Source organism: Halorubrum ezzemoulense (assembly GCF_004126515.1).
Lineage (GTDB): Archaea > Halobacteriota > Halobacteria > Halobacteriales > Haloferacaceae > Halorubrum > Halorubrum ezzemoulense.
The window spans coordinates 275,049-296,006 of record NZ_CP034940.1 but is presented as its reverse complement, the minus strand read 5'-3'; the positions used below and the strand labels follow the sequence as shown (position 1 = coordinate 296,006).

The following is a 20,958-nucleotide window of genomic DNA, read 5'->3' as shown; positions in this document are numbered from 1 at the left end:
GGGATCGCGAGGCAAAACGCTGCCGTCGGCGCGGCGCGGGGCCGCTCCCGGGCCGAGCGGGCGCCGATGCCGAGTCACTCCGGGTCCTCCCCGTCGCGGAGCGCGCCGTTCGCCGCCGCGGCGACGTCGACCGCCGCGCGGTTCTCGGCCACGTCGTGGACCCGGACGATGTCGGCGCCGCGGTCGGCCGCGAGCGCGGTGCCGGCGACCGTCGCGTGCTCGCGGTCGTCGGCGTCGCGCCCGACCGCGCCGTACAGCGACTTGTGGGAGTGGCCGACGAGGACCGGGCAGCCGAGCGCCGCGAACTCGCCGCAGCGCGCGAGCAGCTCGAAGTCCTCCGCGGGCGACTTCCCGAAGCCGATCCCGGGGTCGACGATGACGCGATCGCGGTCGATGCCCGCCGTGTCGGCCAGCGCGAGGCGCTCGCGCAGCGCGTCGACGACCTCGCCGACCACGTCGTCGTACTCGGGGTCGGCGTCCGGGTCGACCGGCGCGTCGAGGCTGTGCATCACGATCACCGGGCAGTCGGCGTCGGCGACGACCGACCGCATCGCCGGGTCCTCCAGCCCCGTCACGTCGTTGATGATGTCCGCGCCCGCGTCCAGCGCCGCCCGGGCGACCGCCGGCTTGCGCGTGTCGACCGAGACGAGCACGTCCCCGGACCCGACCGCAGGCACCGACTGGATCGCCTCGATCGTCGGGACGACGCGCTCGATCTCCTCGTCGGCCGGGACCGGGTCGGCGCCCGGACGGGTCGACTCGCCGCCGACGTCGACGATGTCGACCCCGGCGTCGACCATCCGCTCGACGCCCGCGACCGCGTCGTCGAGGTCGGCGTGGCGCCCCCCGTCGTGGAAGGAGTCCGGCGTAACGTTGAGCACGCCCATCACGGCGGTCCGGTCGCTCCACGGGAACTCCGGGGCGGACTCGTCGTCCGCGGACGCCGACCTACCGTCCGGCGCGTCGATCCCGACCGACGCGGCGATGTCGGTCGCCACGCCGCCGAGCCCGCCGCCGTCGCTCGCGGCGAGCCGGTCGACGAGCGCGCGGAGCTCGGCGACCGTTCCCGCGACGGTGACGGGGACGTGCTCGCCGCCGGCCCCCCGGTCCTCGTTCGCGCCGAGCCCCCCGAGCGCCGCGTCGCCGCCGACGATCCGCGCCGCGGCCGCGACGCGCTCGGCCCGATCGCCTCGTAGCCGGAGCGTGAGGGTGCGGTGGTCGACGCCGTCCCGGTGCGCCGCGATCCCGTCTGGTTGAACGCCGGCCGTGTCGAGCGCGTGGGCCGCGCCGTCGACGCCGCGGACCGTCCGCTCGCGGACCGTTCGCATCCGCGCCGCCCGGGCCTCGGCGACGGCGAACAGCGAGCCGACGAGCAGCACGCAGTCGCCCGCCTCGGCGCGGTCGACCGCCGCCGCGAGCGCGTCCGCCACGTCGTCGCCGGCGGTCACGCGGTCGACGCCGGCGGAGCGCAGCGCCGCCGCGAGGACCGCGGGGTCCTCGGCGCGGTCGATGGCGGGCCGGCAGGTGACCGCCGTCGCCGCGTCCGGGAGCGCCGCAGCCGTCTCGGCGTGGTCCTTGTCGTGCATCGCCGCGTACACGAGGTGGAGGTCGTCGTAGTCGTACTCGGCGAGCGTCGCGGCGAGCGTGCGGGCGGCCGCGGGGTTGTGCGCGCCGTCGAGGACGGTCAGCGGCGCGGTGTCGACCACCTCGAACCGGCCGGGCCACGTCGCCCGCGCGAGGCCGTCGCGCACGTCGCGGTCGTCGAGGTCGGTTCGCAACGCTGCCGCGGTCCGGTCCGCGAGCGCGACGGCGACGGCCGCGTTCGTCGCCTGATGGCGCCCGACGAGCGGGATTCGGTAGGTGCCCTCGCGCTCGCCGGCGAGCGCGACCTCGGCGTCGGTGGCGCTGACGCGACCCTCGTAGCTCGCCGCGAACGCCGGCGGGTCGTCGGGTTCGGGGTCGCTATCGGTGGGGTCGGCGCCCTCGTCGCGCTCGTCGGGTTCAGCGTCCTCGTCGCTATCGTCGGCTTCGGTGTCCTCGTCGCTATCATCGGGATCGGCCGCCTCCGACGCGCCGTCTCCGACCACTCGCGTCACCGGCGCGCCCGCCTCGCCGGCGACCTCGCGGACCACGTCGAGCGCCTCGCCCTCACAGGCGGTGACGAGCGGCGTGTCGGGGCGGGCGATCCGGGCCTTCGTCCGGGCGATCTCGGCGATCGTGTCGCCCAGCACGTCGGTGTGTTCGAGCGAGACGTTCGTCACGGCGGTCGCGACGGGGTCGACCGCGCTGGTCGCGTCGTACTCGCCGCCGAGGCCGACCTCCAGGACGGCCACGTCCACGTCGCGCCGCGCGAACTCGCGGACGGCCATCGCCGTGACGACCTCGAAGAAGGTGAGCGGCTCGCCGGCGGCCGCCCGGTCGATCAGCCACGGGCGCACCGCCTCGACGAAGTCGGCGATCGCCGACTCGGTCATCTGCCGGCCGTCGACGCGGACCCGCTCGGCGAGCGCGGAGAGGTGCGGCGAGGTGTACAGCCCCACCGACAGCCCCGCCTCCCGGAGGACCGACTCGGTCAGCCGCGCCGCGCTGCCCTTCCCGTTCGAGCCGGCGATCTGGACGAACGGAACGTCCGCCTGCGGGTCCCCGAGGTGCGCGAGCAGCGCCTCCACCCGATCCGTGCCGGGCTTGACCGAGAAGCGGCGGAGGTCGAAGAGGAACGCCGCCGCCTCGTGGTAGTGCATGTCCCGTGAGTCGGCGGCGCGTCGCTTAGACGTAACGGACCTGACCGGGAGGGCGGGCGCGGTGACCACGACCGCGCCGGAGGGGCCGACACCCCTGCGTCGACCGAAAAGTAACCCTTACGCGCGCGGCGGCCGCAGTCGATCGCATGGATGAGACAGCGACCGCCGACGCCGCCGCGGGAACGGCCGCCGACGGGGCCGCGGCCGACCCCGTCGTCGCCGGCGGGGGGGTCCGGAAGGAGTACGGCGAGGTCGTCGCGCTCGACGGGGTCGACCTCGACGTCGCGGCCGGCGAGGTGTTCGGGCTCATCGGACCGAACGGCGCCGGGAAGACGACGCTGGTGCGCGCGCTCACGGGGACCACCGAGGCCGAGGGCGACCTGCGCGTCTTCGGCGAGGCGCCGGCGGCGGTCGACCCGGCCCGGATCGGGCTGCTGCCGCAGTCGTTCGACCCGCCCGCGCGGCTCACGGCTCGGGAGCTGGTCGACTACTACGGCGGGCTGTACGACGCGGCCCGCGACACCGAGTCCGTCCTCGATGACGTGGGGATGGCGGACGACGCCGACGCCTGGTACGAGACGCTCTCCGGGGGCCAGCAGCGGCGCACCTGCGTCGCGACCGCCGTCGTCAACGACCCCGACCTCCTCTTCCTCGACGAGCCGACGACGGGGATCGACCCGGCCGGCCGCCGGGCGATCCACCGCCTGATCGAGCGGCTCGCGGCCGGCGGGACGACCGTCTTCCTCACGAGCCACGCGATGGACGAGGTCGAGCGGCTCGCCGACCGGGTCGCGCTGCTCCGCGACGGGCGGGTCGTCGCGAGCGGAGCCCCCGACCGACTGGTCGCCGAGCACGGCGGCGCGCCCCGCCTCGACGCCGACACCGCGACGGCGACGGGCGAGGAGACCGTCGAGCGCGTCGCGGCCGGCGTCCGCGAGCGCCTCGGGGACGACCCGACCGTCGAGGCGACCGACGGCGGGCTCCGGGTGCGCGGCGTCCGCCCGGAGGCGATCGGGGACGCGGTCGACGCGCTCGACGCGGCCGGCGTCGCGTTCGACTCGCTCTCGTGGTCCGAGCCGTCGCTGGAGGACGTGTACCTGCGGCTCACCGGCGAGGAGTACGCGCGGCGGGGCGGCGCGGCGGAGGCGACCGAGGCCGTCACCGACGGAGGGGAGCGATGAGCCGCCTCGGGCGGGTCCGGACGGAGGCGGTCGCGGCGGCGCGCTCGTTCACGCGCCGCCGGACGGCGGTGTTCTTCACCTTCTTCTTCCCGGTCATCCTCGTCGTCATCTTCGGCGCGCTGGTGCGGACCCAGCCGACCGGCGGCGGCCTCTTCGCCGAGCCCGCGGGCTACTACATCCCCGGCTACCTCGCGGTCGTCGTCCTGTTCACGCCGCTGTCGCGCGTCGGGTCCGAGATCGCGCGCCACCGCGACGGCGGGCGGTTCGAGAAGCTCGCGACGACGCCCCTCTCCCGCGCCGAGTGGCTGCTCGCGCACACGCTCGTCAACGTCGGGATCATCGGCGCCGCGAGCCTGCTCATCCTCGGGCTCGTGCTGGCGGTGACCGACGCGACGCTCATCCTCTCGCCCGCGCTGGCCGTCCTGCCGGTCTTCGTCGCGGTCGCGGTCGCGCTGTTCTGCGGGCTCGGGGCCGTCCTCGGCGCGCTCGCCGACTCGCAGGACGGCGTGATCGCCGCGAGCAACACGGTCGCGCTCCCGCTCCTCTTCCTCTCCGAGACGTTCGTCACCCCGTCGCTGCTGCCGGCGTGGTTCCGGCCCGCGGTCGCGGCCTCGCCGCTGACGTACTTCGCGCGGGGGACCCGGGCGATCACCTTCGAGGGCGGCGCGTGGACCGGCGACCTGCTGGTGTTGACCGCGCTCGCGGCCGTCTTCCTCGCGGTCGGCGCGTACGCGGTCCCGCGCACCGAGTGAGGGCTCGCCTCCGAGGCGGCGTCGGCGCCGCGGTTCGGAACCGTTCATTTATGGTCACAGCCCGCGCATCCGTGAACCGAGAGGAAGGCCGTTGACCACCGTTCACTTCACCTGTCCGGACTGCGACCAGACTATCGAGGTCAACGACGCGATGCGAAAGACGATCCTCGACACCGGCTGCCCGGTGTGTACCGCGGCCGCGGCCGAGGAGCACTTCGCCGTGACCTGTGAGTAGCCGCCGCTGGGACCCTGCGATCGACACTCGTTGACACATCGCGTCCGCTTGCTGTGCCTTTTTGCGTCGACCGCGACAACCGTTCGGCGATGACGCCCGAACTCGACGAGATCGACCTGGGAACCGTGCCGCTCGGCCGAACCGGCCTGCGGACGAGCGAGCTCCAGTTCGGCACGTGGCGGTTCGGCCGCGTGACCGAGGCGGGGAACGTGGAGATCGACGAGGAGCGCGCCCACGAGCTGCTCGACGCCTACGAGGCGGCCGGCGGGCGGTACATCGACACCGCCGACGTGTACGGCGGCGGCGACTGCGAGCGCTGGATCGGCGACTGGCTCGCCGAGCGGGACCGGGAGCGCTACACGATCGCGTCGAAGGTGTACTGGCAGATCCGCGACGGCGACCCGAACAGCCGCGGGACGAACCGCAAGAACGTCCGCCACCGCGTCGACGCCCTCCTCGACCGGCTCGACACCGACTACATCGATGTCCTCTACATCCACCGCTGGGACGACGAGACGCCGGCCCGCGAGCTGATGAAGACGCTCAACGGGCTCGTCGAGTCCGGCAAGGTCCACTACCTCGGCGCCTCCACGCTCCGCCCGAACGCCTGGAAGGTCGCCCGCGCCAACGCGATCGCCCGCAGCGAGGGGTGGGAGCCGTTCACGGTGCTCCAGCCGCGGTACAACCTCGTCGACCGCGAGATCGAGGGGGACTACCTCGAGTTCGCGCGCCAGCAGAATCTCGCCGTCTCCCCGTGGAGCCCGCTCGGGCAGGGCTTCCTGACGGGGAAGTACGACCGCGACGCGGACCTCCCCGACGACTCGAAGGCCGCCGAGTCGAGCCGCTTCCAGGAGGCGTACCTCACCGAGGAGAACTTCGACGTCCACGACGAGCTGGACGCGGTCGCCGACGAGGTCGGCGCGTCGCCCGCGCAGACCGCGCTCGCGTGGCTCGCGCACCGCGACGGCGTCACCGCGCCCATCGTCGGCGCCCGGACGGTCGACCAGCTGCGCGAGAACCTCGCGGCGGCGACGATCGACCTGTCGGACGAGCAGGTCGACCGGCTGACCGCGGCCAAGCCGGGGCCGTACGACGCGCTGTAGAAGGGAACGGGGGCTACCGCTCCGCGCAGTAGTCGACGAAGTTCCGCAGGATCGTCAGCCCCGTCTCGCCGCTCTTCTCGGGGTGGAACTGCGTGCCGAACACGTTGCCGGCCTCGTTGGCGACGACCGCCGGGAAGTCGACCCCGTAGTCGGCGGTGGCGACGACCGCGTCGGCGTCGTCCGGCTCGGCGTAGTAGGAGTGGACGAAGTAGGCGTACTCGCCGTCGACTCCCTCGACCAGCGGGTGCTCCCGCTCGACTTCCAGCTCGTTCCAGCCCATGTGCGGCACCTTCCGGTCCACCTCGAAGCGCACGTTGGTACCGGAGATCAGGTCGAGTCCGGTCACCTCGCCCTCGCCCTCGTGGTCGGCCTCCTCGCTCGTCGTCAGGAGCATCTGCATCCCGAGACAGATCCCGAAGAGGGGGCGACCGGCCTCGGCGTGGTCGGTCAACGCCTCGCGCAGCGGGCCGGCGTTCTCCATCCCCTCGCGGAACGCGCCGACGCCCGGGAGAACGACGCCGTCGGCCGCGGCGAACGCCTCGGGATCGTCGGTGATCTCGACGGTCGCGCCCGCGCGCTCCAACCCCCGAGTCGCCGACCGGAGGTTCCCGAGCCCGTAGTCCACGAGCGCGACGGACACGTCGCGGTCCGGTGGAGATTCGTCCATGGTTCCGGTTCGCGACCGCGGTGGAAGTCAGTTTCCATCCGTGAGGCGTTGCATAGCGGTACGTAGCCGTACGTATATTTGAACAGCAACACTTTTGATAGAACAGTAAAACCCACACACGTACTCCTCATGGAGCGACGACGCCAATTCCTCAAGATCGCGGGTGCGGCAAGCATCGTTGGACTGGCCGGCTGTAGCGGCGGCGGCGACGGGTCGGACGGCTCCGACGGCATGAACGGCTCTGACGGGTCGGACGGCTCCGACGGGTCGGACAGCGAACCGGAGATGACGTTCGGCGGCGACGGCACGATCGACTTCGGCATTTCGCCGTCCGTCCCGCAGGAGGACCTCAACGTACAGTACTCCCCGCTCGAAGAGCACATCGGGAGCTACCTCCGGGAGAACTACGATGTCCCCAGCGACCTCAGCGTTGAGGGGACCATCGGAAGCAACTACAGCGCCATCATCCAGTCTCTCGGCCAGGGGACGCTGGACATCGCCGAGACCGGGCCGTTCGCGGCCGCCCTCGGCGTGAAGACCGGCAACGCGGAGGTCATCCTCCAGCGGTACGGCTACGGCGGCTGGACGTACAAGAGCATCATCGCGACGCCGAACGACAGCGACATCACCGAGCTGTCCGACCTCTCCGGGAAGACGGTCGCGTTCTCCGACCGGCTCTCCACCAGCGGCGCGCTGTACCCGCTGTACAGCATGTCGAGCCAGGGGGACCTCGACGTCGGCGAGCTCCCCGAGGGAAACGGCTCGCAGGCCGAGTTCGACGCCCGCTTCGCCGGCGGCCACGTCGGCTCGTACACCCTCCTCGAACAGGGCCAGGTCGACGCGGCCGCGATGGGCGGCTTCGTCCGCGACACGAAGACCGGCCCCACGCCGGACGAGTGGCAGGAGGTCGCGACTACCCTCCACGAGGACGAGGGGCTCCCGCGCGCACCGATCGTGGTCTCGCCCGAGCTCGACGACGACGTGAAAAGCGCCATCCAGGAGGCGTTCCTGGAGGGCCCGGACAGCATCTACTACGGCGCGGACGGCGAGGACGGCACCGGAGACGACCTCTGGTTCAGCCGCGTCCGCGGGGCGACCCAGGACGACTACCAGTCCGTCATCGACGTCGCCGACGAGCTCGGCGTCGGAACCGACATCTTCAACCAGTAGATCCCTCACGGTCCCCCAACTTCGGATCGTTTTTCACACGATCGGTCTGTTTTTGGACAAACTCACACCTCATGCCAACGATCGAATTCGAAAACGTCAGTAAAATATACGACGAGGACACCGTCGCCCTCGACGACGTGTCGTTCACCATCGACGAGGGGGAGTTCGTCATTCTGCTCGGTCCCTCCGGTGCCGGCAAGTCGACGATGTTGCGGGTGTTGAACGGGCTCACGGAACCCACCGAGGGGTCCGTTCGCATCGGCGGCGAAGAGCTTCAAGGGAACCGCAGCGGGGTCGGGATGGTGTTCCAGGAACACTACCTCATCGAGAGCAAGACCGCGTTCGGCAACGCGCTATCCGGGGCGCTCTCGCGGAACGGGCTCCTCCGGAGCGCCCTCGGGATGCACGACGACGCGGACAAGCGGACCGCCCTGGAGGCACTCCAGACCGTCGGCCTCCTCGACGAGGCCGGGCAGCGCGCCGAGTCGATGAGCGGGGGACAGAAACAGCGCGTCGGGATCGCCCGCGCGCTCGTCCAGAACCCCGAGATCGTCCTCGCCGACGAGCCGGTCGCCAGCCTCGACCCGAAGGCGGCCCGCGACGTGATGCGCTACCTCAAGAAGGCGGCGACCGAGCAGGACCTCACCACGATCACCAGCCTCCACCAGGTGAACATCGCGCGAGAGTTCGGGGACCGGTTCCTCGGGATCCGCGGCGGCGAGGTGATCTTCGACGGCGACGCCGACGACCTCACCATGGACGAGATGGACCGGATCTACTACGGCGAAGCCCAAGGCGGCAAGACGGTTCCGACCGGAACGAGCGGCGACGAACTCGGCGGGAGCGACGCCGACGTCGACGCCGCCGCCGACGGGGGTGAGCGGGCGTGAGCTCGCCAGACTCGGCGATCGACGACCAGTTCCGCGCGCTCGAACGGCTCCGCCGACTCAAATACCTCCTGTGGGCCGGGCTGCTCGCGGCCGTTCTCGGCGTCACCTACTGGGGTCTCGGCTTCATCGGGTTCCAGCCCAACGTCGTCGCCGGGCGGCTCCCGGGGATGTACGAGTTCATCTCGACCGGCTTCTTCCCGCCGGACTTCCAGAACTTCACGATCTACACCAAAGACCAGGGGATCAGCGGGCTACAAGCGATCCCCGCGAGCTTCGGCGACGGCGGCGCCCACATCATCGAGAGCTTCCAGTCGTCGCGGCAGTCGCTGGTGAAGGCGAGCCTCGTGACGCTCCTGCTCGGCATCATGGGCACCGTGTTCGCCTTCCCGTTCGCGCTCGTCCTCGGGGTCCTCGGGAGCGAGCGCGTCACGCCGTTCCCGTTCAACTTCATCTTCCGGGGTACCCTCAGCGGGATCCGCGCCATCCCCGCCATCGTCTGGATTTTCCTGTACATCCCCATCGGCCCACCGGGACAGGTGACGGCGGTGCTCGCGATCGCGACCGACAGCATCGGGAACCTCGGCCGCCTGTTCACCGACGACCTCGAAGAGATCGAGGAGGGGCCGATCGAGGCGATCCGGTCGACCGGTGCGTCGGGCACCCAGACCGTGAGCTTCGGGATGTTGAGTCAGGTCTCCCGCTCCTTCATCGCGTGGACGCTGTACATCTTAGAGATCAACACCCGGATCGCGATCTCGCTCGGCGTCGTCGGCGCTGGCGGGCTCGGACTGATGATCCGGAACAGTCAGGACCTCTTCGAGTTCCAGCAGACCGCCGCGGGGCTGGTGATGGTGTTCATCGTCGTCCTCGGCATCGAACTCATCTCCTCGCGCATCCGCGCCCGGCTCCGGCCGGGCGAGCACGAGGGGAAGGGGCTCATCGAAGCGATCCGCGGCCTGTTCGACCCGAAGAAGTGGCTCGGCGTCGGCGACCGCCGCGACTGAGCCGACTCAGAACTCGCCGAGCCGCGACTGGCCGTCGCCGCCGTTTTCTCCCCGGTCGCTGACGCCGCTCAGTTCGGCCGCCCGGGCGATCGTCTCGAAGAAGCCGTCGCGCTGACTCCGGTCGTACAGCGTCGCTGCGGGGTGGACGGATAACAGTACGCGCCGCGACACGCCGGCGAGCCGCGCGTCGACCACGTCGCCGGACTCGCCGGTGATCGCGACCGAGCGGTCGAGGAGGTGTTCGCTCGGCACCTTCCCGAGCGTCACGATCAGCTCCGGGTCGAGTCGGTCGATCTCGCTTTCGAGGTACCCGCGGCAGTTCGCCAGCTCCTCGGTCGTCGGGTCGCGGTTGTCCGGCGGTCGGCAGCGCACGCAGTTCGTGATCCGCACGTCGGCGCGGGCGAGCCCCGCGTCGCGCAGCGCCTCGTCGAGCACGTCGCCGGACCGCCCCACGAACGGCTCGCCCTCCTCGTCCTCGGTCGCGCCCGGCCCCTCGCCGACGAACAGCAGGTCCGCGTTCGTCGGGCCGACGCCGTCGACGATCCGGCTCCGCGACTCCACCAGCGCCGGGCACCGCTCGCAGGATGGCACTCGGAGGTCCTCGTCGAGCGCGGAGCCGTCGCCGCCGTGTTCGCTCATGCCCACGGCTCCGGGCGCGGTCGTCTAAGTAGCGTCGGTCGAACGGGCCGCACGCCGAGCCCCGCCTACTCGGCCGTCGCCGCCTCACGGTGCGCGCTCGCGGCGAGCGCCGCGATCCGGAGGGGCTCACAGCGCCGGAAGCCGTCGCGAGTGAGTCCCCGGATCGCCGCGGCGGCGCGCTCCGGTTCGATACCGACCGCGCGGACGAATCGGGGCCGATCCGAGTCCGGGTCGCCGACCGGAACGCGGGGCGGAAGCGACCGGTACGCGGCGAGCCGGTCGGCGAGGGCCTCGCCGTCGAACGCGTCCCGGAGCGCCGGTTCGAGCCCGGGGCTCGCCTCGTAGCTCACGGCGTAGACCGGGCGGTCGAGCGTCTCGGCGAGTTCGTCGAGGTCGAGGAGGTTGAACCACGCGGGCGCGACCCCCGCACAGACCACGTGGCGGACGTCCTCGCGGGCGAGCGTGCGCCAGCAGTCGATCACCGCGTCGGTCGCGTCGGTGCCGCCGACGGTACACCGCGCGAACGCGAAGCCGTCGGGGGTCCCGTCGGCGCGAACGACGACGCCGGCCCCGTGGCTCGCGTCGCGGGCGTCAGAGAAAGCGACGCCGAGCGCGCGGCTCGGCGTGGTCACTCACGCGTCCTCGGACTTTATCTCCTGGAGCCGGTCGAGAAGCTCGTCGTTCGAGGCGCCGGGTTCGTAGTCCACGGACCCTTGGTGGGTCTCCTGGGCAGCCCGGACGCCGTCGTCGTCGTCGAAGTCCGCGTCCAGGTCCTGATTCTCCTGTTCGGACTCGTCGTAGCTGCCGAAGCCCATTTGTGTGTGACACTAACAGGGGGTGAGTGATAAATCCACGGCCGTCAGCGGACCCGAGGGGCTCGCTGGGGTGCGACTGTACGCTTTTGTCGCTCCGCGAGCGAGTGGAGGCATGGAGCCGATCACCGTCACCGCGGACGCGGAGGAGTTCACCTGTAACGCGTACCTCGTCGTCGGGGACGAGACGACGCTCGTCGACGCGGGAACGATGCCCGGCGTCGAGGACGCCGTCGCCGACGCCCTCGCCGACGCCGGCGTCGACGGCCTCGACCGCGTCGTGATCACGCACCAGCACCGCGACCACGTGGGCGAGCTCGGCGCGGTGGTCGAGCGCTTCGACGCGGAAGTGCTCGCGTACGCCGATCACCCGCTCCGGGACGCCGCGCTCGGGGACGGCGACGAGGTGGTGGTCGGCGACGAGTCCTGCGAGGTCGTCTACACCCCCGGACACGCCGACGACCACGTCTCGCTCGTCGGCGCAGAGCGGCTCTACTCGGGCGACGTGGTGGTGTACAACGACGGCGCCTTCGACGACGGCTCGTTCGGCCGGACCGACATGGCCGGCCAGTCGCGCGAGCGCCTGATCGAGAGTCTCCGCGAGATCCTCGACCGGCTGCCCGACTCCACGGGGGCGATATTCCCCGGCCACGGCGACGTCTACCGCGCCGTCGACGGCCCGGACACCCTCCGCGAGGTGATCGAGCGCGCGACGGAGCGCGCCGAGCGCCGCGAGCCGAAATACCCCGACGGGTGAGCGGGAGCCAGGTTTAAAACCGAGTGACTGCGAGACCGACCACCGACTTCGGCGCGCGCCTCCGAGCGGCCGCCTTCGGCGGCCGCGAGGAGCGCGTGCGAGGGACGCGGTGAGAGAGGGGTGACCGAAGGGAGCCCCGAGCGAACCGCGAGGCTGGGGCGGAGCGAGGCACACGCGCGGCTGGCGGTCAGGAGGAGAGTCCGCGAGAAGGGCCGTGAACGACCCGGAAACGGCCGGATTACGCCGCGCGGCGCTCGGTCGCCTTCGGGCGGAGCTTGGTGTAGCCGCACTTGCGGCAGCGCTCGGCCTCGGAGGCGTTGCGGGCGTTACAGCGCATACAGATCTGTCGGTCGAGCATGCGACGTTCGGCGGCGTCGAAACTGGCCATACGGCTACTGTGCGGGCGGTGCTGTAAAAGGTTGCGAGACGCCGCGACGGTCGCGGGAGGAGAGGCTAGTCGGCGAAAGTCCTAGTCAGGCGCCCGCTTCCGAGAGGGCGGCCTCGATGTCCTCGCGCTGCGTGACGCCGACGAAGCGGTCGACGACGCCGTCGTCGTTCTCGACGATGAGCGTCGGGAGCGAGCGGACCTGGTACTGGTTCGCGACGTCCTGCTCCTCGTCGACGTCGACCTTCTGGAGCTCGAACGCGTCGCCGAGGTCTTCCTGGATCTCCTCCAGGATGGGGTCTTGGGTCTTACACGGGCCGCACCACTCGGCGTGGAAATCCAGCAGTCGAACGGTCATAGTCGCGGTCAACTACCGCCGGGCCGCGCATAAGGGTTTCCCACTTGTGCGTGCGCGCGCTCGGCGGCGACTCGACCGGGCGACGGCGCGACGGTGGCGCGAACACGGTCCGAACGACGAACGAAACGTTTAGGACGCGTCGCCGTCCAGAAGCGGACATGAGTGGTTCCAACTCTGGCGGGCTGATGTCCAGTGCGGGACTGGTCCGCTACTTCGAGAACGAGGACCGGAACGCCATCGCGATCGACCCCAAGACGGTCCTCGCGTTCTGCGTCCTCTTCGGCGTGTTCGTCCAGATCCTCTCGCTGACGGTCGCGTAACGACCCCGCCGTTCCCGTTCTGCCGACGCACCGATCCCGAGTCGACCGGTCGCGTAGCGCGCCCTTTTTCCACGCGCCCGCCCCACCGATACGTATGAAAGCAGGCGTCATCGCCGTCCAGGGCGACGTGGCCGAACACGCCGCCGCCGTCCGCAACGCCGCGGCCGCCCACGACGAGTCCGCGGAGGTCGTCGAGATCCGAGAGTCGGGGGTCGTGCCCGACTGCGACGTCCTCCTGATGCCGGGCGGGGAGTCGACGACCATCTCGCGGCTGATCCACCGCGAGGGGATCGCCGCGGAGATACGGGACCACGCCGCGGCCGGGAAGCCGATCCTCGCCACCTGCGCCGGACTGATCGTCTGCTCGACCGACGCGAAGGACGACCGGGTCGAGCCGCTGGGGCTGGTCGACATCTCGGTCGACCGCAACGCGTTCGGCCGGCAGAAGGACTCCTTCGAGGCGAAGGTCCCGGTGACCGGCCTCGACGACCCCTTCCACGCCGTGTTCATCCGCGCGCCGGCCATCGACGACGTGGGCGACGGCGTCGAGACGCTCGCGACCGTCGACGGGCGCCCGGTCGCGGTGCGCGACGGGCCGGTCGTGGCCACCGCGTTCCACCCGGAGCTCACCGACGACCCGCGGATCCACGACCTCGCCTTCTTCCCCGAGCGGGAGGTGGTCGCGTGAGCGATCCGGCCGAGGGCGAATCGAGCGCGGACGAGCCGCCCGAGGCCGTCCTCGACGAGCTGTTCGCCACCATCGAGTCGCGCAAGGAGGAGCTCCCGGAGGGGTCGTACACCGCGTCCCTGTTCACCCACGAGAAGGGAGAGAACGCGGTCTTAGAGAAGGTCGGCGAGGAGACGACTGAGGCCATCCTCGCGGCGAAGGACGACGACCGCGAGGAGCTCACCGCGGAGAGCGCCGACCTCGTCTACCACCTGCTCGTGTTGTTCGCGATGAAGGACCTCGGCGTCGACGACTTACGCGCTGAGCTCCGCGAGCGGTTCTGAGTCCCCGCGGTGGTCGACGCCTACCGCTCCCGTTCGAGTTCGCGGTCGATCTCGTCGACCTCCTCGGTCTCCAACTCCTCGCCGATGCGCCGCTCGAACTCCGCCTCGCTGATCTGTCCCTCGACGTACTGCTTCCGGAGGCGGTCCTGACGGCTGCTCCCGGCGTCGACCGAGGTCGACGAGGCGGACTCCGAGCCGATCGAGTCGAGCGACGGCGAGCCGCCCTCGCCGAGCAGCCACGAGCCGGCCTTGTAGGCGACTCAGCTTTGAACGTTGTCGTGTTGACACTATTGGACCCGAAATCGGAGGAAAAGACGTTCTACGAGGAGTTTACGGTATCGGCCGAACTGGAGAGTGATTCACAGAGGATAATGAAGGCAGCGTTCACGGCGTTTGAACCTCTAGTGGAAAGTGGAGCGTCTGCGGCTGAACCCCCTTTTCCGTGTTCACACCGTCTCAGCCGCCATTTTCGGTCGATTAAGTGTTGGATACTCAACGTTCAAAGCTGAGTAGGCGACGTAAACGAGCCCCGCCAGCACCGCGAGCGAGACGACCCCGGAGACGATCGTCCAGACGAGGCTCACGAGCGCGGAGACCACGCTGACGACGATACCGACCCCGATCAACACCGCGATCGCGATCGCCGCGTAGTAGAGGGCCTGCTTCCCGTCCATACCCCGGAATCGGGCTGCCGGCCGCAAATACCTTCTCCCGGAGACGCCGTCGCGCGGTTCGGTCCGTGCCCCCGGACTTTTGTCCGTGGCGCCGAACGTCAGACGGTGAGACCGCCGTGTGCGACGCCGCCCCGCCTGGATCCGACGCGCGGACGGAAGCGACCCGCAGAGCGATGCTTCGGCGGAGCGGGGCGCTCGCGGTCGGTGCGGTCGCGGCGACGGGGTCGGCCGCCCTCGCCGGTTGCGCCGGGCGCGGGAGCGGCGATGCCGGCGGAAACGACGGCTACGCCGCGGGGGCCGGCGCGGCCGCCGGTAGGGGGGACCCTCCGCTCGTCGCGCACCGCGGCTTCGCGGCCGAACACCCGGAGAACACGGTCGCGGCTATCGAGGCGGCGACGACCGTCGTCGACCGGGTCGAGCTCGACGTGCGCCGCTGCGGCACGGGCGAGCTCGTCGCCTTCCACGACGCGACGCTGGGGCGGGTGACGGACGCGACCGGTCGCGTCGGCCGGACCCCGGCGGGGCGGCTCGCCGAGCTCTCCGTCGAGGGGTCGGGAGAACCGGTGCCGACGCTCGCCGCGGCGCTCGACGCCGTGCCGTCGGACGCGTGGGTCCTGCTCGACCTGAAGGAGCGCGGCGTGGCGGCCGACGCGGTCGCGGCCGGCGCGGAACGCGACCACGGGCTCGCCGTCGCCGCCGACGACCCCGCGGCCATCGAGGCCGCGAACGCGGCCGACCCGACGGTCCCGACCGTCTACGGGGCCCGGGAGTCGGTCCCGGCGCGGCCGCTCAGGCCGCTGATCCCGGGGAGCCGAGCGGGGGTCGGACTGCCGAGGTGGGCGTATCCGCCGCAGGACGTGGCGGGGATCGTCGAGACAGCGACGGCACTGGGCTGTGCGGCGGTGTCGCCGCGGTACGAGCTGTGCCTCCGGACGGATATCGTCTCGCGGGCCGCGACCGCCGGGCTGCGGGTGCTGCCGTGGACGGTCGCCTCGGCCCGGGAGTACGGCGCGGTGGCGTCGGTCGACGGCGTCGGCGCCGTCGTCTCGGATGTCTCGCTGGGACGCCGGGAGCCGTGACAACCGAGACGAACGAGCGGCTCGCGGGCGGCAGAAGTGTTATTCGTGCGGCTCACGTCGCCCGAGAAAATGGATCGGGACGCCGACGCCGGCGACGGTGCGAGGGGGAGCGGGCCGGACGAAGCGCCCGGCGGGGCGCCCGCGAGCCGCGTCGACCGCCGGACCGTCCTCGGCGCGCTCGCGGGCGCCGGGAGCGCCGCGGTCGCGGGCTGTTCCGGCCCTGAGCCGGACGACGCGTCGACGACCGATCTCGACGCGGACCGGCTCGACGAACTCGCGGCGCGGTTCGCGCCGACGCTGTACTTCGACAGCGCCGAGCCGTGGTACCCGACCGACCCGCGACCGTACGCGAGCGAGGCAGACGGCGAGACGGTCGTCGACGGCTTCGCCGCGTTCGACGGCTACCACGAGCGGTACGACGAGGCGGGCGAGCCGCCGAACCCGACCGTCTTCTACAACGGGATGCGCTACGAGGACTCGCCGCTGGCGGTCGTCCAGTTCTGGCTCTACTCCGCGTTCGACCAGTTCACCGCGAACTTCCACTGGCACGACTGGGAGGTGCTCCACGTCTTCGTCGACCTCGACTCGGGCGACCCGCAGCTGTACGTCGCCAGCTCGCACTCGCGGAGCGTGCCCAACAACGAGTTCCTCGACCCCGACCCCGAGGTCGTCCCGCGGATCCTCCCCGAGCTCGGCTCGCACTCCAGCACGCTCTCGATCAACGAGATCCCGGACGGCTTCCGGCGCGTCGGCGAGGAGGGCCTGCTCGCCGACATCACCAACACGACGATCGACACGGTCGAGGACCTGCTCGGGATTCCGATCGCCTACGGTCTGCCCCGCGACGAGGGGGCCCGACTGCCGTTCGTCGTCCCCGAGTACGAAGGGGAGCCGATCTACGACCACCCTGACCTCCCGTCGGTCTCGGAGTCCTCGCTGGTCGACGGCGCGCTGACGGTCCGGTCGCTCGACGCGCTGCGTTCGCCGCCGACCGACCTGCCGCTCCGGGAGACGGGGATCGCCTTCCGACACGGCGAGCGCCCCGACGACGGTGACGACGCCGCGCTCGCCGCCGAGGCCGCCGAGTCCGTCGTCGAGTACGAGCTGGTGGAGAGCGCCGAGCTGGAGGACATCGACGCGTTCACCAGCCCGCAGCTCAGCTTCGAGTTCGCCGTGCCCGAGGCCGTCGAGGACGCGGTCGCGAGCCACATCACGACCACCGGGGTCCCGTGGGAGCAGCCGCGCTACGAGAACCCCGCGCTCGACGTCACTGCGGGGAACCACCGGTCCGAGATGGCGGACCGGTACGACGCGATCGCCGACGACCCGTCGTTCGGCGACGAGGCCGCCAGGGGGCTCGACGCCGTCGTCGCGCGCGTCACGCGGGCGACCGAGAGCGACGAGGCGCCCGACGGCGAGGGGTTGACCACGACCGAGTCGAGCGTCGAGTCGTTCGTGCTGATCGAGAGCGACCCGGAAGCGGTGCCGACGTTCGCCGGCGGCGTCGCGGTCGCGAACGGCGTCCCCGAGGGCGATCACCGCTTCACGGTCAACGGCGCCGGGCGGGCGCCCCACAGCGAGCGGCTGACCGTCGCGGCCGACGAGGCCGTGACGACCGCCGGCGTCGACGGCGAGATTCCGCTCGTCGCCCGCGAGAACGCGCGGAAGGTCGAGCTGTCGGACGCGGAGAGCGAGGTCGACCTGACCCGGACCGCGATCGAGGACGACTTCGCCGGGCGGATCTACGACTCCGCGATCGAGGGGAGCGACGCCGCCTACGTCCACGCCGGCGGCGCGTACACGACGGAGGTCCGCGACGACGACGACGAGGTCGGCGCGTACCGCGTCAACCCGGACCGGCCGGGGACGGGAGACGACGGCGACGAGGGAGACGGTCCGGACGCCGGCGACGACGCGATCCGGATCGAGCGCCCGGAGACCGGGGCGGCCCCGCTCGCGGGCTACGTCGCCGACGTGGCCGAGGAGACGCGCGCGGCGGTCGCGGCCGCGGCGGCCGAGAGCGACGGCGGGGACGGAGACGGCGGCGCGGGCGGCGGGAGCGGCGGCGGAAACGACAGCGGCGGGAGCGGCGGCGGTTCGGGGGGCCCGTCGAACGCGGTCAACGGGCTCGAACGCGCCCTCGCGGCCGCGGTCGACGCCGCGGAGCGGGCCGAGGAGCGCGCCCGCGAGGGCGACGCCGAAGGGACGGAGCGTCAACTGGCGAACGTGCTCGACCGGATCGCCCGGATCGAGGAGCGGCTCGCGGCCGCGCGGGAGGGGCTCCCGCCCGGGCTCGCGAACGCGACCGGAAAGCGGGTCGAGCAGGCGACGAAGCGGGTCGAGCAGGCGAGGAACGCCGAGAAGCTGTAGGCCGCCAGCGCGCGGGCGCGCGCAACGACCGCGTCGCCCCGTGTCACGGCGCACCACTGGATGGAAAGCTATACGACGCAGAACCGACCACGAGTATATAAGCAGATGTCTCAGGAGAGATACGACCACGCGGCGGTCGAAGAACGGTGGCAGGAGGCGTGGGACGACGCCGACGTGTACCACGTCCCGGACGAGGCCTCGGACCCGACGTACGTCCTCGGGATGTACCCGTACCCGTCCGGGAAGCTCCACATGGGTCACGTCCGCAACTACACGATCACGGACGCGTACGCCCGGTACCGGCGGATGCGCGGCGACGACGTGCTCCACCCGATGGGGTGGGACGCGTTCGGACTGCCCGCCGAGAACGCCGCCAAGGAGCGTGACACCAACCCCCGCGACTGGACGTTCGACTGCATCGACACGATGAAGGGGCAGATGAAGTCGATGGGGTTCGGCTACGACTGGGACCGCGAGGTCACCACGTGTACCCCCGACTACTACCGGTGGAACCAGTGGCTGTTCCGCCGCTTCCACGAGGCCGGCCTCGTCGAGCGCCGCGACGCGGAGGTGAACTGGTGTCCCTCCTGCGAGACCGTCCTCGCCGACGAGCAGGTCGAGGGCGACGCGGAGCTGTGCTGGCGCTGCGACACCCCCGTCGAGACCCGCGAGCTCGACCAGTGGTTCCTGAAGATAACCGAGTACGCCGACGAGCTGCTGGACGCCATCGACGACCTAGAGGGGTGGCCGAACTCGGTCCGGCAGATGCAGCGCAACTGGATCGGCCGACAGCACGGCAGCGAGGTCGACTTCTCGATCGACGGGTACGGGGACGTAACGGCGTTCACGACCCGGATCGACACGATATACGGCGCGACCTTCTTCGCGATCGCCCCCGATCACCCGATCGCCGAGGAGCTGGCCGAGGAGGACGACGAGATCCACGAGTTCGTCCACCACGAGGCCGACCCCGACGGCGACGAGCCGAACGGGGTCGAGACCGGACTGACCGCGACCAATCCCGCCACCGGCGAGGAGATCCCGGTGTACGTCGCCGACTTCGTCCTCTCGGACGTGGGGACGGGCGCGCTGATGGCCGTGCCCGCCCACGACGAGCGCGACCACGCGTTCGCGACGGAGAAGGGCGTCGAGATCCGACCCGTGATCGCGCCGGAGTCCGACGACCCCGACGGCGAAGCGGTCCCGGACGCACCGGACGTGGAGGAGGCCGCATTCACGGAGGACGGCGTCCTAATCGGCTCCGGCAAGTACACCGGACTGGACAGCGAGACCGCGCGCGAGCGGATCACAGACGATATCAGGAGCGCCGAGCCGGCCACGCAGTACCAGCTGCGCGACTGGGGCATCTCCCGGCAGCGCTACTGGGGGACGCCGATCCCGATGGTCCACTGCGACGACTGCGGCGCGGTCCCGGTGCCCGACGAGGACCTGCCCGTCGAGCTGCCCGAGTTCATCAACACCACCGGGAACCCGCTCGACGCCGCCGACGAGTGGCAGGAGACGACCTGTCCGGAGTGCGGCGGGCCGGCGACCCGCGAGACCGACACGATGGACACGTTCGTCGACTCCTCGTGGTACTTCCTGCGGTACGTCTCGCCGGACCTGGCGGACGCCCCGTTCGACCTCGGCCGCGCGAACGACTGGATGCCGGTCGACCAGTACGTGGGCGGCATCGAACACGCCGTGATGCACCTGCTGTACTCGCGGTTCTTCACCAAGGTGTTGGCCGACGAGGAGGACCTCGACCACCGCGAGCCGTTCACCAACCTGCTGGCACAGGGGATGGTTCAGCTGGAGGGCGAGAAGATGTCCAAGTCGAAGGGGAACGTCGTCTCGCCGCAGCGGATCGTCGACGAGTACGGCGCCGACACCGCGCGGCTGTTCATGATGGAGGCCGCCCAGCCCGAGCGCGACTTCGACTGGTCCGAGGAGGGCGTCCGGTCCACCCACCGATTCCTGACCCGCCTCAGCGACCTCGTCGAGGCGCACGCCGCGGGCGACGTGGCGACGGCCGACCCCGACGCCGACCGCGATGAAATCGACGACTACGTCGCCGACGAGACCGACGCCGCGGTCGCCATCGCCGGCGCGGAGTACGACCACCTGACGTTCAACGTGGCGCTGCGGGAGGCGCAGGACCTCGTGGGGACGCTCCGGAGCTACCGCGAGCACGCCGACCCGCACCCCGCCGTCTTCGAGCGCGGCGTCGACGTCGCGGTCCGCCTGCTCGCCCCCGTCGCGCCCCACCTCGCCGAGGAGCTGTGGGAGTCGCTCGGCCGCGACGGGTTCGTCGCGGAGGCCGACTGGCCGACCGCGAGCGTCGACCGCGAGACGGTCGAACGCCGGCGCCGGCTGGTCGAGAACACCCGCGAAGACGTGCGCGACATCGTCGAGGTCGCCGGGATCGACGACCCCGAGCGGATCGACGTGGTCGTCGCGCCCGACTGGAAGTACGACGCGCTGGAGATCGCGATCGACAGCGACGCCGACAACCTGATCTCCGAGCTGATGGCCGAGAGCCACATCCGCGAGCGGGGCGACGACGCCGCCTCGTACGGGCAGGACCTCCAGGCGAACCGCGAGGCGCTCCGTGAGACGCTCGACGGCGACGCCGAACACGACGCCCTGCGAGCGGCCGCGTGGCTGATCGAGCGCGAGTTCGACGCCCCGGTCCGCGTCGAGCGCGCCGCGGACGCCGAGGAGGCCGTCGTCAGCAAGGCGGAGCCGGGCCGACCCGCGATCGACATCGTCGAGTAGGTCACCCGACCGTTTCGCGGCCCTCGCCGGAC

The 20,958-nt window shown here is 71.4% G+C and carries 22 protein-coding genes and 1 pseudogene; 14 read left to right on the top strand and 9 right to left on the bottom strand.

Annotation, left to right across the window (positions count from 1 at the left end):
- Positions 1-74: 74 nt before the first annotated feature.
- Positions 75-2,741 carry a dihydropteroate synthase gene (gene folP, locus EO776_RS01365; protein WP_099288967.1) on the bottom strand — a complete coding sequence of 889 codons (2,667 nt, stop codon included), beginning with the start codon at positions 2,739-2,741 and terminating at the stop codon, positions 75-77.
- A gap of 146 nt (positions 2,742-2,887) precedes the next feature.
- On the opposite strand from folP, the gene EO776_RS01360 reads away from it, so the two are divergent.
- The 4 genes from EO776_RS01360 to EO776_RS01345 all read left to right on the top strand — a co-directional run bounded on the left by EO776_RS01360 (position 2,888) and on the right by EO776_RS01345 (position 6,012).
- On the top strand, positions 2,888-3,922 hold the full coding sequence (locus EO776_RS01360) for an ABC transporter ATP-binding protein (protein WP_089308844.1): 1,035 nt from the start codon (positions 2,888-2,890) through the stop codon (positions 3,920-3,922).
- Positions 3,919-4,674: an ABC transporter permease gene (locus EO776_RS01355; RefSeq protein WP_049931830.1), complete on the top strand. Its 756-nt coding sequence runs from the start codon at positions 3,919-3,921 to the stop codon at positions 4,672-4,674. The genes EO776_RS01360 and EO776_RS01355 overlap by 4 nt, the downstream gene beginning before the upstream one ends.
- Before the next feature lie 91 nt (positions 4,675-4,765).
- A complete protein-coding gene (locus tag EO776_RS01350) occupies positions 4,766-4,909 on the top strand; it encodes a DUF7560 family zinc ribbon protein (protein WP_129452291.1) in 144 nt (47 codons plus the stop codon).
- An 89-nt stretch (positions 4,910-4,998) separates the two neighbouring features.
- Positions 4,999-6,012 (top strand): aldo/keto reductase, encoded by a 1,014-nt coding sequence (locus EO776_RS01345; protein WP_049931828.1) that lies wholly within the window; start codon positions 4,999-5,001, stop codon positions 6,010-6,012.
- 13 nt (positions 6,013-6,025) lie between these two features.
- Here EO776_RS01345 and hisH read toward each other — a convergent pair whose 3' ends face one another.
- On the bottom strand, positions 6,026-6,679 hold the full coding sequence (hisH, locus tag EO776_RS01340) for an imidazole glycerol phosphate synthase subunit HisH (protein ID WP_049931826.1): 654 nt from the start codon (positions 6,677-6,679) through the stop codon (positions 6,026-6,028).
- A 129-nt stretch (positions 6,680-6,808) separates the two neighbouring features.
- Between hisH and EO776_RS01335 the strand changes: the two genes are divergently transcribed.
- From EO776_RS01335 to EO776_RS01325, 3 genes are all read left to right on the top strand, one after another.
- Positions 6,809-7,849 (top strand): phosphate/phosphite/phosphonate ABC transporter substrate-binding protein, encoded by a 1,041-nt coding sequence (locus EO776_RS01335; protein WP_049931825.1) that lies wholly within the window; start codon positions 6,809-6,811, stop codon positions 7,847-7,849.
- 71 nt (positions 7,850-7,920) lie between these two features.
- Positions 7,921-8,739, top strand: a complete 819-nt coding sequence (gene phnC / locus EO776_RS01330; RefSeq protein ID WP_049931823.1) for a phosphonate ABC transporter ATP-binding protein — start codon at positions 7,921-7,923, stop codon at positions 8,737-8,739.
- The gene (locus tag EO776_RS01325) at positions 8,736-9,743 is read left to right on the top strand and encodes a PhnE/PtxC family ABC transporter permease (RefSeq protein WP_049931821.1); all 1,008 of its coding nucleotides are present in this window, start codon (positions 8,736-8,738) and stop codon (positions 9,741-9,743) included. The genes phnC and EO776_RS01325 overlap by 4 nt, the downstream gene beginning before the upstream one ends.
- A 6-nt stretch (positions 9,744-9,749) precedes the next feature.
- On the opposite strand, the gene EO776_RS01320 is transcribed toward EO776_RS01325, so the two are convergent.
- The 3 genes from EO776_RS01320 to EO776_RS01310 all read right to left on the bottom strand — a co-directional run bounded on the left by EO776_RS01320 (position 9,750) and on the right by EO776_RS01310 (position 11,197).
- A complete protein-coding gene (locus EO776_RS01320) occupies positions 9,750-10,382 on the bottom strand; it encodes a uracil-DNA glycosylase (protein WP_086215764.1) in 633 nt (210 codons plus the stop codon).
- Between the two features lie 65 nt (positions 10,383-10,447).
- Complete coding sequence (locus EO776_RS01315) at positions 10,448-11,014, bottom strand: endonuclease dU (RefSeq protein ID WP_049931817.1); 567 nt, start codon at positions 11,012-11,014, stop codon at positions 10,448-10,450.
- A complete protein-coding gene (locus tag EO776_RS01310) occupies positions 11,015-11,197 on the bottom strand; it encodes a DUF5786 family protein (RefSeq protein WP_007995123.1) in 183 nt (60 codons plus the stop codon).
- Between the two features lie 112 nt (positions 11,198-11,309).
- On the opposite strand from EO776_RS01310, the gene EO776_RS01305 reads away from it, so the two are divergent.
- Complete coding sequence (locus tag EO776_RS01305; protein ID WP_099288966.1) at positions 11,310-11,951, top strand: MBL fold metallo-hydrolase; 642 nt, start codon at positions 11,310-11,312, stop codon at positions 11,949-11,951.
- Between the two features lie 238 nt (positions 11,952-12,189).
- Here EO776_RS01305 and EO776_RS01300 read toward each other — a convergent pair whose 3' ends face one another.
- A complete protein-coding gene (locus EO776_RS01300) occupies positions 12,190-12,339 on the bottom strand; it encodes a 50S ribosomal protein L40e (RefSeq protein WP_006629440.1) in 150 nt (49 codons plus the stop codon).
- Positions 12,340-12,424: 85 nt separating this feature from the next.
- Positions 12,425-12,694 (bottom strand): thioredoxin family protein, encoded by a 270-nt coding sequence (locus tag EO776_RS01295; protein ID WP_006111654.1) that lies wholly within the window; start codon positions 12,692-12,694, stop codon positions 12,425-12,427.
- Between the two features lie 158 nt (positions 12,695-12,852).
- Here EO776_RS01295 and EO776_RS01290 point away from each other — a divergent pair, with 158 nt between their 5' ends.
- The 3 genes from EO776_RS01290 (at position 12,853) to hisE (ending at position 14,025) form a co-directional block, all read left to right on the top strand.
- Positions 12,853-13,014 carry a preprotein translocase subunit Sec61beta gene (locus EO776_RS01290; RefSeq protein WP_049910744.1) on the top strand — a complete coding sequence of 54 codons (162 nt, stop codon included), beginning with the start codon at positions 12,853-12,855 and terminating at the stop codon, positions 13,012-13,014.
- A 94-nt stretch (positions 13,015-13,108) separates the two neighbouring features.
- Positions 13,109-13,702 carry a pyridoxal 5'-phosphate synthase glutaminase subunit PdxT gene (gene pdxT, locus EO776_RS01285; protein WP_099288965.1) on the top strand — a complete coding sequence of 198 codons (594 nt, stop codon included), beginning with the start codon at positions 13,109-13,111 and terminating at the stop codon, positions 13,700-13,702.
- Positions 13,699-14,025, top strand: coding sequence for a phosphoribosyl-ATP diphosphatase (gene hisE, locus EO776_RS01280; RefSeq protein WP_049931812.1), 327 nt, complete (start codon positions 13,699-13,701; stop codon positions 14,023-14,025). Before pdxT ends, hisE begins: the two co-directional genes overlap by 4 nt.
- Positions 14,026-14,045: 20 nt before the next feature.
- Here the strand turns inward: hisE and EO776_RS19210 are convergent.
- Positions 14,046-14,285 (bottom strand): annotated as a pseudogene (locus EO776_RS19210) (hypothetical protein); the annotation flags it as partial.
- Positions 14,286-14,471: 186 nt separating this feature from the next.
- Positions 14,472-14,699, bottom strand: coding sequence for a hypothetical protein (locus EO776_RS01270; RefSeq protein ID WP_099288759.1), 228 nt, complete (start codon positions 14,697-14,699; stop codon positions 14,472-14,474).
- Between the two features lie 116 nt (positions 14,700-14,815).
- Here EO776_RS01270 and EO776_RS01265 point away from each other — a divergent pair, with 116 nt between their 5' ends.
- From EO776_RS01265 to leuS, 3 genes are all read left to right on the top strand, one after another.
- Positions 14,816-15,778, top strand: a complete 963-nt coding sequence (locus EO776_RS01265) for a glycerophosphodiester phosphodiesterase (RefSeq protein ID WP_241897876.1) — start codon at positions 14,816-14,818, stop codon at positions 15,776-15,778.
- A gap of 69 nt (positions 15,779-15,847) precedes the next feature.
- On the top strand, positions 15,848-18,148 hold the full coding sequence (locus EO776_RS01260; protein WP_129452290.1) for a hypothetical protein: 2,301 nt from the start codon (positions 15,848-15,850) through the stop codon (positions 18,146-18,148).
- 105 nt (positions 18,149-18,253) lie between these two features.
- A complete protein-coding gene (leuS, locus tag EO776_RS01255) occupies positions 18,254-20,926 on the top strand; it encodes a leucine--tRNA ligase (RefSeq protein ID WP_099288756.1) in 2,673 nt (890 codons plus the stop codon).
- The last annotated feature ends 32 nt before the right edge of the window (positions 20,927-20,958 follow it).